The 16,051-nt window shown below is 48.3% G+C and carries 6 protein-coding genes, 3 rRNA genes and 2 pseudogenes; 8 read left to right on the top strand and 3 right to left on the bottom strand.

Going from position 1 to position 16,051, the window contains the following annotated elements; translation table 11 throughout:
- Positions 1–85: 85 nt before the first annotated feature.
- Together GCU48_RS28270 and GCU48_RS28275 are read left to right on the top strand one after the other, a co-directional pair.
- Positions 86–762 (top strand): annotated as a pseudogene (locus GCU48_RS28270) (reverse transcriptase domain-containing protein); the annotation flags it as partial.
- Positions 763–843: 81 nt separating this feature from the next.
- The gene (locus tag GCU48_RS28275) at positions 844–1,281 is read left to right on the top strand and encodes a group II intron maturase-specific domain-containing protein (protein WP_244316333.1); all 438 of its coding nucleotides are present in this window, start codon (positions 844–846) and stop codon (positions 1,279–1,281) included.
- Between the two features lie 518 nt (positions 1,282–1,799).
- On the opposite strand, the gene GCU48_RS22075 is transcribed toward GCU48_RS28275, so the two are convergent.
- Positions 1,800–2,741 carry a zinc-binding dehydrogenase gene (locus GCU48_RS22075; RefSeq protein ID WP_152379392.1) on the bottom strand — a complete coding sequence of 314 codons (942 nt, stop codon included), beginning with the start codon at positions 2,739–2,741 and terminating at the stop codon, positions 1,800–1,802.
- Between the two features lie 121 nt (positions 2,742–2,862).
- On the opposite strand from GCU48_RS22075, the gene GCU48_RS22080 reads away from it, so the two are divergent.
- The gene (locus tag GCU48_RS22080; protein ID WP_152381467.1) at positions 2,863–3,741 is read left to right on the top strand and encodes a hypothetical protein; all 879 of its coding nucleotides are present in this window, start codon (positions 2,863–2,865) and stop codon (positions 3,739–3,741) included.
- Between the two features lie 327 nt (positions 3,742–4,068).
- On the opposite strand, the gene GCU48_RS22085 is transcribed toward GCU48_RS22080, so the two are convergent.
- A complete protein-coding gene (locus GCU48_RS22085; RefSeq protein WP_152381468.1) occupies positions 4,069–5,289 on the bottom strand; it encodes an IS110 family RNA-guided transposase in 1,221 nt (406 codons plus the stop codon).
- A 541-nt stretch (positions 5,290–5,830) separates the two neighbouring features.
- Positions 5,831–6,865, bottom strand: a complete 1,035-nt coding sequence (locus GCU48_RS22090; RefSeq protein WP_152381469.1) for an alpha/beta fold hydrolase — start codon at positions 6,863–6,865, stop codon at positions 5,831–5,833.
- A 615-nt stretch (positions 6,866–7,480) separates the two neighbouring features.
- Between GCU48_RS22090 and GCU48_RS22095 the strand changes: the two genes are divergently transcribed.
- The 5 genes and pseudogenes from GCU48_RS22095 (at position 7,481) to GCU48_RS22115 (ending at position 15,839) form a co-directional block, all read left to right on the top strand.
- Positions 7,481–9,036, top strand: a 16S ribosomal RNA gene (locus tag GCU48_RS22095).
- Between the two features lie 341 nt (positions 9,037–9,377).
- Positions 9,378–12,305 (top strand): 23S ribosomal RNA (locus tag GCU48_RS22100).
- A 146-nt stretch (positions 12,306–12,451) separates the two neighbouring features.
- Positions 12,452–12,568: ribosomal RNA gene (rrf, locus tag GCU48_RS22105) — 5S ribosomal RNA — on the top strand.
- The 16S, 23S and 5S rRNA genes sit together here, the layout of an rRNA operon.
- Before the next feature lie 394 nt (positions 12,569–12,962).
- Positions 12,963–14,176, top strand: a pseudogene (locus tag GCU48_RS22110) (transposase).
- A 256-nt stretch (positions 14,177–14,432) separates the two neighbouring features.
- Positions 14,433–15,839, top strand: a complete 1,407-nt coding sequence (locus GCU48_RS22115; protein WP_152381470.1) for a discoidin domain-containing protein — start codon at positions 14,433–14,435, stop codon at positions 15,837–15,839.
- The last annotated feature ends 212 nt before the right edge of the window (positions 15,840–16,051 follow it).

Below are 16,051 nucleotides of genomic sequence, written 5' to 3' on the forward strand. Positions count from 1 at the left end.
GCTGGAAAAGATACTGGACAGGAACAACCTGAACAGAGCCTACCAGCAAGTCAAGCGCAATCACGGAGCGCCGGGAATCGACGGAATGACCGTCGAGGCGGCATTGCCGTGGCTGCGGGAGAACAGAGTGGAACTCTTGGGAAGCATCCGGGATGGAAAATACAAGCCAAGCCCGGTACGACGCAAGAACATCCCCAAACCAGATGGAAGCGGAGTCCGAAAGCTCGGCATCCCGACGGTCGTAGATCGCATCATCCAGCAAGCCATTGCCCAGCAACTGCAACCGCTGTTTGAGCCGCTCTTTTCGGAAGGAAGCTACGGCTATCGCCCAAGGCGAAGTGCCCAGCAAGCGATTCGAAAAGTGAAGACTTATGCGGAGCAGGGTTATAGCCATGCGGTAGAAATCGACCTCTCGAAGTATTTCGATACGCTGAACCATGAACTGCTCATGAACCTCCTGCGCAAGCAAATTCAGGACAAGCGCGTGACGGGCCTGATTAAAAAGTACCTGAAGAGCGGAGTGATGGAAAACGGAATACGCCGCAAAACAGAAGAAGGTTCTCCGCAGGGTGGGCCGCTGTCGCCGCTTTTAGCGAACATCTATCTGAACGAATTCGATCAGGAGATGCAAAGCCGAGCGTGAGGTTCATTCGGTACGCGGATGACATCGTGGTACTAGCAAAGAGCAAACGAGCAGCAACGCGGCTATTGAAATCAAGCCGGACGTATCTGGAGAACAAGCTAAAACTCCAGATGAATGCGCAGAAAAGCAAGGTCGTCAGTGCCGTGGCACGAAAGCACTTCAAATTTCTTGGATTCGCCTTGGGAAAGAACAGAAACGGGATGTACATTCGGGTTCACCCGCAATCCCTCACGAAGGCAAAGAGGAAACTGAAAGAGCTAACGAGCCGGAGTCAAGGCAGGAATGCCAGGCAGGTGATGGAAAACGTCAAGGTCTACATTCGCGGATGGATTGGTTATTTCTATGTAGCCGACATGAAGCGAATCCTGCAAAGTTGGAATGAATGGCTGCGAAGACGAATGCGCATGTACATCTGGAAAGAGTGGAAGAAACCGAGAACGAAGGTACGGAACCTGCGAAAGCTGGGAGTACCGGAGGGGCAGGCCTACCCATGGGGAAACACCCGTCTGGGGTACTGGCGCATTGCCGGAAGTGCGATAATGCAACGCTCGGTTACAAACAAAAGGCTCGTACAGGCAGGGTATTATGACTTCCCTGCGCAGTACGAGCGTCTACGTCAATTGTACTTAAACGGTTGAACCGCCGTATACCGAACGGTACGTACGGTGGTGTGAGAGGTCGGCTACTCAACTAATGGGTAGCCTCCTACTCGATTTCGGACAATAAAGTTGTGTACTAGCAGTCAATTACAAATAATTTCACCTGTGCGATATACAATAAAGTTGTGTACAAAAATCCAATATATGTGATTTATATTTTTTATTAAAATTCTAAAAATATGAACGTTAATTCCTTATAAATATGTTGTCCTGTTGTCCGAAGAAAATAAAGTGTTAGACTGCTGAGCACTTCATTAAGCCAACTGGCAGAATAGTGAGAGAAAATGAACATTCTTAAAGCGGTGTCACTGAGGGTAGAGGAATAACTGTGTTGCTATTAAAGCTGGATGGATTACTATACGAAATATAAAGGTCAAATAGCCGGGTTCATTGAAAGGCAGCGGTACTCCCACTCAAACGAGTAAGGGTGTACTACTGCCGTTTCTTTTTCAGATTCGTTTTTAGATTCCTGGGATTATAGTTGCAAACTTATATAATCAATCTAAGTGAAGCACGGCTTTGCCCGAGAATTTCCGTTCCATAAGATTACGGGCAACGGTGTCAATTTCGGTCCAAGGCGCCTCCACTTGGATTCGTGGGATTAACCGCTCATCTGTGACCAGCCGGGCCAGCAAACTCAGATCGTCCGCGGCTGATTGACGAGTGAGTTCCTCACCTAAAAAGAAGCTGTACAAGGTTCTTCCTCCGCTGGTCACCATATTCTTCATATCGATCATTGCGGTATTTGAAGAGGAAAATCCTACCGCAACGCAAATCCCTTGGGGCGCTAGCTGCGGCAGCAACGCCGCCAGTGCATTGCCGCCTACTGAATCGATGATCAGATCGTACGGCCCAAATTTGCTGGCTGATGAAATTGTGGAATATCCAATGATCACTTCGTCGGATCCGACCTCCCGAACAAGCTCAGCCTTCTCTTCCGTGCTTGCCGTACCTACAACGTATGCGCCGGATTGGACTGCAAGCTGATGGGCGAATAACCCAACTCCGCCGCTAGAGCCTGTAATGAAAATCCGTTTGCCAAGCAGCATGCCGCCTTTTCGAAGTGCATAAAGAGCCGTGAGCCCTGCTACGGGGAGGGTAGCCGCCTCCGTAAAAGTGAGTTTGTCTGGGATTTCGGCCAACAACGATACGGGAGCAGCCACTTGCTCGCTCCAGGCTCCCATCGGGAGCAAACCAACAACCCTGGCCCCTTTTTGCGGTCCTGCGCCGTTCTCTGCCGGCTCGATGACAATCCCGGCGAAATCCCAGCCAGGACGGCTAGATATTTCCTGATTTTTAGCGTCACTCACTTCACCGCGGTTGAGTGAGACGGCCTTCACTTGCACAAGCGCTTCCCATGGCTTAGGCTGCGGGGCGTCAACTTCCTTGAAGGCCAAAAGAGACGGGGCATGCGGATCAACAACAATAGTACGAATCATATCGGTTTTCCTCCATGTTGGTTATGGTCATTAGATGACCTTCATTTCAATGAGGAGTATACTTTAGATAAAGGTTCGGCCCAAGTGTAGAACTACACTTCATAAGAGAAGGGAAGAGAAGATGGATATAGATACGGAGAATTCCAGACATAGAATCGTAATGGGAGAAATTGAAGCCCTGCGGATAAAACGCCAGCAAAAGCTTGTCGATCAACCTCAACCGTCCTTGAAACGATTTACTCAACAAGAGCTAAACGACGAGGCTTTTCCTTCGTATAAAAATTTGCTGGTTGGACGTACCCGCCGTATACCGACCCGCCAGACGATAATAAATATTGCAGAATATCTTGAGTGTACATCCGAAGAGCGTAACGATTTGCTTTTGGCAGCCGGTTTTCTTCCAATTCAGACCGAATTGTATGGACGGTCGTTAGAGCGTGCATTAGAGTGGGCTCAGCAAACGATGAGGAGTATTCCTTTTCCCGCCATGGTCGTAACACATACTCAGGACATCAAGGGATTAAATGAGCCGTTTCATCAATTGTTCGAAATCCCTCTCGACCGTTCATATGACGGTTTAATGAATAGGGTCGATTTACATTTTAATTCTGGTTTTCCTATCCGGTCCCGCTCCACGTTTGACAAGGCGTCGTTTAAGCAGTGGGAGGAGCACATCATAAACGGAATACAAGCCTTTAAGAGTGAGCACATGCTCTCGCGTTATGATGCGTGGTATCAAAAATTGCTGGATAGAGTTCAGAAATATAACGCGTGCGAATATCTGAGTGTGCCGGATGTAGGGGGAAATGTTGATCAAATACAAACAATTCTAGCCAGAATGGACAGCTCCGGAGACCTTATTCCCGTACGCTACAGACAGGTTTCGATTTCCGCAGGCGGCCGCTTATATCCGCAAATTGAGGTTTTCCTGCCGGTAGATTCTGCTGCGCGCACAGTTTTCGAGAACCTGGGATGTCCAGCTGATTGTGCATTTGTCTAATCCGACATTTACAAGAGGATGGAATCGAAAAGTTATTGGTAGCTGATAATTCAGAATAGGTGGTTGTTAGTTGAATGACAACAGCGGCAGTCTAAGGCTTTATTTATCAAGTCTTGGTCTGCCGCTGCTTTATATTAATTGTTCAGTCTAAAACTCATTTTTCAAAAGCTGCCGATTCTTCAGTTCAAAAACCTCGCTAAATCAACAACTCTAGTCTATCCTGAAAATATCGCTCCGTAGAACACCTAAAAAAGGCAACAAGAAAGCGACCCTCCGGCAAACAAAAAAATAGCCAGGGGCATTAGTAATGTATGGTTTGCATAACGATCAGGAAGCTGCCGTATTCACAGTAATTGATACACCTAATGACTCCAGTTTCTTAATGGAATGCTTGATGATCACGTCCCGTTTTCGTTCCTCGTAGTAGGTTGGACCTAGCTCGATGTAGGGTTGTTTCCGCTTAAGGATATAGTAAACCATAGACAATATACTGTGTGCTACTGCAACCGTCGCTCGGTTAGCTCCCCGACGCGCGGAAATCCGATGATACTGGCTGGATAAATACGTTTCTTTTGTTCTAGCCGCAGCCTTCGCAGCTTCTACAAGCGTACTTCGGAGTTTCTTATTTCCTTTTCGCGTCTTGCCGGACAATCGTTTTCCGGCGCTTTCATTCTGACCCGGACACAGCCCTGCCCAAGAACATAAATGGGCGGCGGAAGGATACTGATTCATATTAGAGCCAATTTCGGCTAGAATAGTCTCTGCTGTTCTTCGTGCCACACCTGGGATGGTGTCAAGCAGTTCCAAGTCTTCATCAAAAGGGAGCATGCGCTTTTTAATTTCCTCATCCAACCTGCCAATCTCTTCGTCCAAATAATCGACGTGACGGAGCTGAGCTCCCAGCATCAGTTTCTGATGAGGGCCCATTAAGCCGTTCAATGCTCGCTTCAAATCCGCTTTTTTGCTTTTCAACTTTCGTTTTGCAAGATCAGATAAAGCTTCAGGATCGGTTTCGCCAGCAATCATCGCCTCAATCATTGCACGTCCTGATTTCCCAAGCACATTGCTGGCAACCGAGGAAAGCTTGATGTTTGCTCCTTCCAGCACCTTTTGAATGCGGCTGACTTCCCGAGCTCGCTCTTCGATGAGACTACGGCGGTAGCGAATCAATTCCCTCAGCTCTCTTTGCTCGCGATTTGGGATAAAGCTACCCTTCAATAGACCATGCCGGAGCAATCCAGCAATCCATTCCGCGTCTTTGACGTCAGTCTTGCGTCCCGGAACATTCTTGATGTGCTGGGCATTCACAACAAGAGTCTCAATCTCCTCAAGCTCCAACAGGTTGTAGATTGGTTTCCAATATGATCCAGTGCTTTCCATCGCTACATGAGTGCATTCCTTGACTTTGAGCCAATCTACAAGCAAAATTAAATCGTCGGTCATCGTGCCAAACGTACGGATTTCTTTACCTTCAGGCGTGATGGTGCAGGCAACGATGTTCTTTTTATGAACGTCAAGTCCGCACACATGACTGTAAACAACGTCCATTCGTAGCCTTCTCCTTACGGCAGCAAGATTGAAGGGGCTGGTGCAACAACCACATATGGTTATTCTATCCTGCGTGCTTCCAAATTCGGAGCAACAATCTGTGGTGCACCTGGTCGTTAGGGTCAGTCTAATACTCGGGCTCGAAGCACCATTGACTGCCGACCTGCCTTCGCCAGCCGTAAGTAAATTATATCGCATACCTACCATTTTCATCATCTGTTGGTGCTGCGTTAGCGGCATGGGCGTCTAATACTTTATTTTCACCGAACACCTGTCATTAACTTTTCTAATATTACTTTACCATAATATCGGTCTCTATTTAAACCAAAGCAGCTGTCCTGATTTTAACAAAGCCTGATGACACTTGTTCATCAGGCTTTTGATTTTACTAAAAGTGATTCTTTTATTATGTTTCCTTAATATTTAGTACACAACTTTATTGTCTATTCCTCGATTAGTACACAACTTTATTGTTTAGTACATAACTTTATTGTCTGTAGAAACTTTTTGAGTTTTATGCAACCATCAACATATAAAGCCCCTAATCATCTGTGTTTGTTTTAGAAACGGTTGGTTGAGGGTGATTGATATTGGAGATGAGCTCACGGATTACCTGAATGACAAGCTCTGGTTGATCATGGATAATCATATGCTCGCTCTTCTTAGCAACAATAAATTTGCTGTTTGTAGAGATATTGAGCATCTCCCGTTGCCCGATCTGCCAGCTTTGTTCGATCTGATCATTTCCGCTCTTGCTAATTCCGAACTGAGTCAAATTTTGCTGGATGCCCCGGGCAATCACACGCACAGGGAGATTTCCCAAATGCTGACCGCGTATGGCATTTTCGGTAGTGTTCGCCAGATCCCCCTCCTCGGCAACAGATCGAAAGTATTTGGGGGAAGCGACAATATTCACAAACGCTTTTCTATCCTGATATTCTACACGACCAGCTAGCATAAAATTAGGGAACAGACGAAAAGCTCCCGACTTTTCTAGAAGAATGGACACTAACGGCGAGGGATTGACCTTAGGTTGTTCCTTGGCATAGATCTCATTTGTCCGGCGAGCGTCATTCTCAGGCCTAGCATCCACCAGGACCAACCCTGCCACTTCATCTCTGTGCGTTTGTGCGTACAGCCTTGAGTACATCCCCCCGAGGGAATGGCCTACCAGGATATAAGGAGCTTGGACGTCTGCATTCTTTAAGGCGACATGAAGCTCTCGAACGATGTTTTCCCCGGTGCGTGGAGTAGCAGCCTCCTCGCTCCAGGCATAGCCTGCCCGGTCATAGGATACAACGGTGGCGAATGATGACAGATTTTCGGGAATATCCCTCCAGGACAAGCTGCTTTCCCCGCTTCCCGATTCAAGCAGTATTGTCGGAGTGCCGCTACCAAGTTTGCGAATATGGAGTCGATAGCCTCCGACGTCAACCATTTTCCCCAGAGGAGGATATTGCAATTTATCCTGTTTGGATGCAATCCACTCATAAACAAACCCAGAGATAACGACAAGTAGTAAGCAAGAGATGACAAAAAACACAATTCTCGTCCATGTTCGCCTTCGTTGCTTCATTTGAAGATCTACTCCTCTATAGTGTTATAATTAATCATCAGCTAATGTCATATGAAACAAAATTTCTTTTGTGTGGTTTGTGACTTGCTGAAGATTCATGTAAACCATCAAAATGGAGTTCTGTAATATCCGACTATTCTCTATTAGAGGGTGGGTGGTTATGGCGATGGCGTTCTCTTATCATGTTTACCCATCCTTTCCTTGTCAAATCATTAATATTAAAGGAAAATCAGACTTTGAATTGAATTGTAATGAGTAATACGGGAGGTTATAAACAATTTAATAAAAAAGGTTGCATTTAAATATCTAGTATGATATATTCTAATTCCGGCCAAGAAATACAATATTGCGAGCGAGTGTTACAAAAAAAGATTTTTAAAAAAATGCTTGCGAAGTTGGTTCGGACATGATAAGATATAATACTTGATAAGGCGACGAGCTGAGTCAGCGAAAAAGAAATGTTTGATCTTTGAAAACTGAACAACGAGTGAGTAAACTGCGAAGGTTTCGGTCATGCCGCAAGGCTGAACAGAGCTGGAGCAAAAAGAGATATTTTATCTCGTCAGTTTCAAAATGAGCGAATCGCTCTTTCTATAAACCAGCTTCGGTTGGTCTTTAATGGAGAGTTTGATCCTGGCTCAGGACGAACGCTGGCGGCGTGCCTAATACATGCAAGTCGAGCGGGGTGATGTAGAAGCTTGCTTCTACATCACCTAGCGGCGGACGGGTGAGTAACACGTAGGCAACCTGCCCACAAGACAGGGATAACTACCGGAAACGGTAGCTAATACCCGATACATCCTTTTCCTGCATGGGAGAAGGAGGAAAGACGGAGTAATCTGTCACTTGTGGATGGGCCTGCGGCGCATTAGCTAGTTGGTGGGGTAAAGGCCTACCAAGGCGACGATGCGTAGCCGACCTGAGAGGGTGATCGGCCACACTGGGACTGAGACACGGCCCAGACTCCTACGGGAGGCAGCAGTAGGGAATCTTCCGCAATGGGCGAAAGCCTGACGGAGCAACGCCGCGTGAGTGATGAAGGTTTTCGGATCGTAAAGCTCTGTTGCCAGGGAAGAACGTCTTGTAGAGTAACTGCTACAAGAGTGACGGTACCTGAGAAGAAAGCCCCGGCTAACTACGTGCCAGCAGCCGCGGTAATACGTAGGGGGCAAGCGTTGTCCGGAATTATTGGGCGTAAAGCGCGCGCAGGCGGCTCTTTAAGTCTGGTGTTTAATCCCGAGGCTCAACTTCGGGTCGCACTGGAAACTGGGGAGCTTGAGTGCAGAAGAGGAGAGTGGAATTCCACGTGTAGCGGTGAAATGCGTAGAGATGTGGAGGAACACCAGTGGCGAAGGCGACTCTCTGGGCTGTAACTGACGCTGAGGCGCGAAAGCGTGGGGAGCAAACAGGATTAGATACCCTGGTAGTCCACGCCGTAAACGATGAATGCTAGGTGTTAGGGGTTTCGATACCCTTGGTGCCGAAGTTAACACATTAAGCATTCCGCCTGGGGAGTACGGTCGCAAGACTGAAACTCAAAGGAATTGACGGGGACCCGCACAAGCAGTGGAGTATGTGGTTTAATTCGAAGCAACGCGAAGAACCTTACCAGGTCTTGACATCCCTCTGACCGGTCTAGAGATAGGCCTTTCCTTCGGGACAGAGGAGACAGGTGGTGCATGGTTGTCGTCAGCTCGTGTCGTGAGATGTTGGGTTAAGTCCCGCAACGAGCGCAACCCTTATGCTTAGTTGCCAGCAGGTCAAGCTGGGCACTCTAAGCAGACTGCCGGTGACAAACCGGAGGAAGGTGGGGATGACGTCAAATCATCATGCCCCTTATGACCTGGGCTACACACGTACTACAATGGCCGGTACAACGGGAAGCGAAGGAGCGATCTGGAGCGAATCCTAGAAAAGCCGGTCTCAGTTCGGATTGCAGGCTGCAACTCGCCTGCATGAAGTCGGAATTGCTAGTAATCGCGGATCAGCATGCCGCGGTGAATACGTTCCCGGGTCTTGTACACACCGCCCGTCACACCACGAGAGTTTACAACACCCGAAGTCGGTGGGGTAACCCGCAAGGGGGCCAGCCGCCGAAGGTGGGGTAGATGATTGGGGTGAAGTCGTAACAAGGTAGCCGTATCGGAAGGTGCGGCTGGATCACCTCCTTTCTATGGAGAATCGTTTCCTGCGATGGAAACATTCAAATATGAAGCGCAAGCTTCAAACTTACTCACTCGTTGCTCAGTTTTGAGAGCTCAAACTCTCAAGTATCATTTCCAACATGTGCTTGTAGTCAAGTACAGTTGAACATGATATGATCTTTTTCCGGGTTTACACCGGAGAACGTGCACCTTGAAAACTGGATACCGAAACGAAATTGCGTTTTAGAATATTCCTTTAAGCTGATCTTGTGTAAACAAGTGAAATAAAGGTAGCAGCCTTGAATTTTATTCACACATTCGTGTCGAACCGAAATTCAAAGCAAATCGTATTTACGATGTAAATACTAGGTTAAGCTACAAAGAGCACACGGAGGATGCCTAGGCGCCAGGAGCCGACGAAGGACGTGGCGAACAACGATAAAGCCTCGGGGAGCTGTAAGCAAGCTTTGATCCGGGGATGTCCGAATGGGGAAACCCGGCTGTCTTCATCGACAGCCACTACTCACTGAATTCATAGGTGAGTGAGAGGCAGACCAGGGGAACTGAAACATCTAAGTACCCTGAGGAAGAGAAAACAATAGTGATTCCGTCAGTAGCGGCGAGCGAACGCGGATTAGCCCAAACCAGGGAGCTTGCTCCCTGGGGTTGTGGGACGTCTCACATGGAGTTACAAAGGAACCGGTTAGATGAAGAGGTCTGGAAAGGCCCGCCAGAGAAGGTAAAAGCCCTGTAGTTCAAAACTGGTTCCCTCCGAGACGGATCCCGAGTAGTGCGGGGCACGTGAAACCCCGTATGAATCCGGCAGGACCATCTGCCAAGGCTAAATACTCCCTGGCGACCGATAGTGAAGCAGTACCGTGAGGGAAAGGTGAAAAGCACCCCGGAAGGGGAGTGAAATAGATCCTGAAACCGTGTGCTTACAAGAAGTCAGAGCCCAATTTAGGGGTGATGGCGTGCCTTTTGTAGAATGAACCGGCGAGTTACGTTCCCGTGCAAGGTTAAGGTGAAGAGCTGAAGCCGCAGCGAAAGCGAGTCTGAATAGGGCGAATGAGTACGTGGACGTAGACCCGAAACCGGGTGATCTACCCCTGTCCAGGGTGAAGGTGCGGTAACACGCACTGGAGGCCCGAACCCACGCATGTTGAAAAATGCGGGGATGAGGTGGGGGTAGCGGAGAAATTCCAATCGAACCCGGAGATAGCTGGTTCTCCCCGAAATAGCTTTAGGGCTAGCCTCGGAAAGAAGAATCGTGGAGGTAGAGCACTGATTGGGTGCGGGGCCCGCAAGGGTTACCAAGCTCAGTCAAACTCCGAATGCCATGGATTTAGTTCCGGGAGTCAGACAGTGAGTGCTAAGATCCATTGTCAAAAGGGAAACAGCCCAGACCATCAGCTAAGGTCCCCAAGTGTGTGTTAAGTGGGAAAGGATGTGGAGTTGCACAGACAACCAGGATGTTGGCTTAGAAGCAGCCACCATTGAAAGAGTGCGTAATAGCTCACTGGTCGAGTGACTCTGCGCCGAAAATGTAACGGGGCTAAACACACCACCGAAGCTATGGCTTGATGCTTTGCATCAGGGGTAGGGGAGCGTTGAATGCGGGTTGAAGGTGTACCGGAAGGAGCGCTGGACTGCATTCAAGTGAGAATGCCGGTATGAGTAACGAAAAGATCTGTGAGAATCAGATCCGCCGAAAGCCTAAGGGTTCCTGAGGAAGGTTCGTCCGCTCAGGGTAAGTCGGGACCTAAGGCGAGGCCGATAGGCGTAGTCGAAGGACAACAGGTCGAAATTCCTGTACCACCGTAATCCGTTATGAGCGATGGGGTGACGCAGTAGGGTAGTGACGCGGACTGATGGATGTCCGTCTAAGCAGTGAGGCTGGTGTGTAGGCAAATCCGCACATCGTAAGGCTGGGCTGTGATGGGGAGCGAAAATTGTAGTAGCGAAGGTCATGATCTCAGACTGCCAAGAAAAGCCTCTAGCCAGGAGAAGGTGCCCGTACCGCAAACCGACACAGGTAGGCGAGAAGAGAATTCTAAGGCGCGCGGAAGAACTCTCGTTAAGGAACTCGGCAAAATGACCCCGTAACTTCGGGAGAAGGGGTGCCTCGGTAGGGTGAATAGCCCGAGGGGGCCGCAGTGAAAAGGCCCAAGCGACTGTTTAGCAAAAACACAGGTCTGTGCGAAGCCGCAAGGCGAAGTATACGGGCTGACGCCTGCCCGGTGCTGGAAGGTTAAGGGGAGTGGTAAGCCCTTCGGGGCGAAGCTATGAACCGAAGCCCCAGTAAACGGCGGCCGTAACTATAACGGTCCTAAGGTAGCGAAATTCCTTGTCAGGTAAATTCTGACCCGCACGAATGGCGTAACGACTTGGGCGCTGTCTCAACGAGAGATCCGGTGAAATTTTAATACCTGTGAAGATGCAGGTTACCCGCGACAAGACGGAAAGACCCCATGGAGCTTTACTGCAGCTTGATATTGAATTTGGGTACGATCTGTACAGGATAGGTGGGAGCCGTTGAACCTTGAGCGCCAGCTTGAGGGGAGGCATCCTTGGGATACCACCCTGATCGTATCTAGGTTCTAACTTGGTACCGTGATCCGGTACGAGGACAGTGTCAGGTGGGCAGTTTGACTGGGGCGGTCGCCTCCTAAAGAGTAACGGAGGCGCCCCAAGGTTCCCTCAGAATGGTTGGAAATCATTCGAAGAGTGCAAAGGCAGAAGGGAGCTTGACTGCGAGACCTACAAGTCGAGCAGGGACGAAAGTCGGGCTTAGTGATCCGGTGGTACCGCATGGAAGGGCCATCGCTCAACGGATAAAAGCTACCCTGGGGATAACAGGCTTATCTCCCCCAAGAGTCCACATCGACGGGGAGGTTTGGCACCTCGATGTCGGCTCATCGCATCCTGGGGCTGAAGTAGGTCCCAAGGGTTGGGCTGTTCGCCCATTAAAGCGGTACGCGAGCTGGGTTCAGAACGTCGTGAGACAGTTCGGTCCCTATCTGTCGTGGGCGTAGGAAATTTGAGAGGAGCTGTCCTTAGTACGAGAGGACCGGGATGGACGTACCGCTGGTGTACCAGTTGTTCCGCCAGGAGCACCGCTGGGTAGCTATGTACGGAAGGGATAAACGCTGAAAGCATCTAAGCGTGAAGCCCCCCTCAAGATGAGATTTCCCAGTATGTAAGACCCCTTGAAGACGACGAGGTAGATAGGTTGGGGGTGGAAGTGCAGTAATGCATGGAGCTGACCAATACTAATCGGTCGAGGGCTTATCCTAAAGATAAAACGCAATGAAGTTTCGGATCCAGTTTTCAGGGTGTAAGTTTGATGTAGCGTAAGCTCAAGTAGCTTAGGCTGGACAAGCGAACACACAGCATTTGGCGATGCTGATACCTGAAAAAGAATTTGCGATGCAAGTTCATGTTTGGTGGCGATAGCGGAGGGGTTCCACACGTACCCATCCCGAACACGACCGTTAAGCCCTCCAGCGCCGATGGTACTTGGACCGCAGGGTCCTGGGAGAGTAGGACGTCGCCAAGCACGATAAGAGAGCACAACCTTAATGGGCTGTGCTCTCTTTTATCTTTTTCGGAATTAGATATTTAAAAATAGGATATGGAAACTGGATCGGTTACACTTAGTTGGACAGAAAAAATAAGGGCTAGTAGTGTCTGATTTACTGTTGACAGTCCAGGGTTCTTTTGATCGGGGTGGAGAGTGCATAGCTAAATATGCAGATTTGGGTTGGAATGAGAACAAAAGCCCAATGGACTCGCTTCTGAACTGTGACCCGAAAGATGGACACTTTGAAAAAAAGTGACCTCTCTCGAGAGCCCTGCAAAACGAATACAGTTTCTGTAAAAACAAACCCAGTACCGCGTTGGTACTGGGTTTGTTGTATACTGGAAGAAAAGGAAAAGCGAGTTGAGTCGTTTTGCTGCAACCAGCCAAACAATTAACGCTGTCGTTTCATGCGGAGTTATATACACTTGTACCCGAAAACCACATGCTGCGTAAGATTCATGCGGCGGTGGACTTTGGATTTATTCACAAGCTCGTGGAACAATCATACTGCACGTATTACGGCAGACCCGCAAACGAGCCGGAATTGCTCTTTCGTCTGCTATTTTTGCAAACTTTGTATACCCTCTCTGACGAACGGGTGGTACAAGAAGCACAAGTGAATCTTGCCTACAAGTGGTTTATCGAAATCAACCCGGAGGATTCAGTGCCGGATGCCTCTCAGTTGTCGCGGTTCCGTAATCACCGGCTGGGGGCGAGTCAGGTAGGAGATGTCCTGAAACATGTGGTCAGCCAGTGCATCGAAAGAGGCTTGGTGAAAAGCACGCAGGCAGGTAATCCCAAGCAAAGACCACTCGACGTGCTGCGAGACGCGGCTAAGCGTCTGTTTCGTGTCGTCACCAAACGCCATCCGAAGCTGGAGAAGAAGCTACCCAAGCTACCCCACGTCAAAAGTGAACAGACAGATGCCGAGCCCATCATGCTGGCTTACCTGGCGCTACTTGGCGAGACGGTAGAAGAACTGTTGCCGGATCATGAAGGTGCGGTGAGTGAGAAACTTGGCATTGCCAAGCAAATCGTTGAGGATGAGCGGCTGTTGTCCCACAAAGGCATCTTGTCGGCCATCGACCCGGATGCACGCTTTGGTTGGAAGAGCAACTCGAAATCGTTTTTTGGTTATAAAGAACATATCGCCATGACGGAAGAAGAGATCATCACCGCTTTGGTTGTTACACCGGGCAGTACAGATGACGGAAAACAGTTGCCTGTGCTGCTAGAACAGGCCACAGCAAACGGCGTGAGTGTGAACGAAATCATGGCCGATAAAGCTTATTCTAGTAAAGGGAACTTAGCAAAGATGAAGACGGAAAACATAAGCCCCATGGTACCGTTGCATCCCATTGTTCATGAAGGAGGCGAGCGACAGGCGACACGTTTAAGGAGCGGATCAAGCGCAGACCGATCATTGAACATAAAAATGCAGAGATGAAGAGATTCCACGGTATGGGAAGAGCCAAATACCGGGGTCTTTTCGGCATGCGAATACAAGCTTACCTCACGGCATTCGTTGTAAATGTAAAACGAATGGTGAAGCTAATAGAGAAAAAGGAGCCCATCCTCGCTTGAGAATGGGCTTCTTTTGCATTTTTCGGCATCTGTTTTCCAGTTCGGAGTCCTGATTTAAACAAAAGCAAGGCTTTTGCAGGGCTCTCTATCAAGGTTCCTTTTTTTGGTTCTCTCTTGCATATGAAGGGATGCCTTCGTTCCAATATACGATTAAAATACCTAATTTAAATCGTTAAGGAAAATATTGACGATACAATAACCTAGTGATAATATGATTTGTGGTTATTTACAATAAATAGATATGGAGGTATATTTCATGATAAACAAAAAAGGAATGATGAGGGCTTCTCTTTCAGTGGTGATCGCCAGTTCATTACTGACAGGAAATGCTGCGATGATGTCCGCAGCTTCTTTGGAAAATGAGCGTGCAGTGGTTGTTGCAACGGGTGATTCGACACTGGCTGATATGCCAGCTTATCTCAAATCATCGGTGGAGTGGGTTTGGAAGAATAGAATGCTGACCGAAGGCTCGACTAACCGCAAAAATTTAATATTCGATCAAATTTTTGCGGGAAAAGGCACTCTTAATTATGTTATACGCTGGCAGTCTTCTAAGCCGGTTACGCTTCAACAGCGTCAGGATATTGCTAGAATGCTAGGTCGGCAGATGAACCATTGGACAGAGCATCTCCAGGGATATGATGGCTGGCCCTACAAGGATATTAAAGTGAACGTGGTAGGCTGGGCTGTTGCCGATCCTTCACTGCTGCTTGACAAGCAGCCTGACGAGGTCGTTTATACAGATACCATTACAGATGTGTTAGCTTCCGAACAACCGGAAATTCCTGCTGCACTTCCCGTTGCGCCTAATGAAATATCCAGATTTGAGCATTTTTCTGACCCAGACTATTCGTACCCGGGGGGATTGGATAAACGCTTTGATATGTATCTTTGGGCTACAGAAAATTTCGGTGGGGGAGCCGGCGGCGACTGGGGACAGCGTATGAGTGACGAATATGTTCTGAGCACGGTGAACGCTGATGAGATCGAAATCACGGAACACGAAATTGGACATGGCTTTGGATTAAACGACTTTTATGAAGAGCACGAGCGTCCACCTGGTGGCTTCCCAACCAACACCATTATGTGGGCCGGCAATTCCGATCATATCACGGACTGGGATATTTGGATGCTGCGTTATACCTGGAGTCAGCTCAAACAAGATACTTCCCGTTTCCCAAGTACAACTAACGGCGACGAGGGCCCCATCGACACATCGCCTGATGAAAACGTAAACATTGCGCCAGCTGCAAAAGTCAGCACTTCCTATACTTCACCTTGGGAAAATGTAAGCGCACTCAATGATGACTTTGTTCCAACCAGCTCCAATGACAGAAGTCACGCCGTGTACGGAAACTGGCCAGAAACGGGAACACAATGGGTTCAATATGATTTTGATCAAGAGCAAACGATATCCCAAACCGATGTATATTGGTTCAAAGATGGCTCTGGCATTGATGTTCCCAAGTCTTACAAGATAAAGTACTGGAACGGTCAAGGCTGGTCTAATGTTAAGCAGGCCAAAGGACTGGGCACTGCGGTAGATCAATATAATACGACCACCTTCACACCTGTAAAAACAACAAAATTAAAAATTGAAATGGTATCCAGAGGTTCGGCATCCACAGGGATTTTAGAGTGGAAAGTAGCGGCCAAGCAATAAGTTATTCTAAAGGTTGTTTCTTGCGATATCGCAGGAGACAGCCTTTTTTTATTCATAGCCGGAACCACTGGAGTCCGATCATATCAGGCTTTTTTGCATCTTCTTGATTATAGCGCTTGTTTCGTTCATATTTGTATGCAAGGATCACAGGGAATGAACGAGTGTACGATAATATGTATAATAAACGTCAGACATGAAAGAAAAGAGGACAG

This window comes from Paenibacillus brasilensis (assembly GCF_009363115.1).
Lineage (GTDB): Bacteria > Bacillota > Bacilli > Paenibacillales > Paenibacillaceae > Paenibacillus > Paenibacillus brasilensis.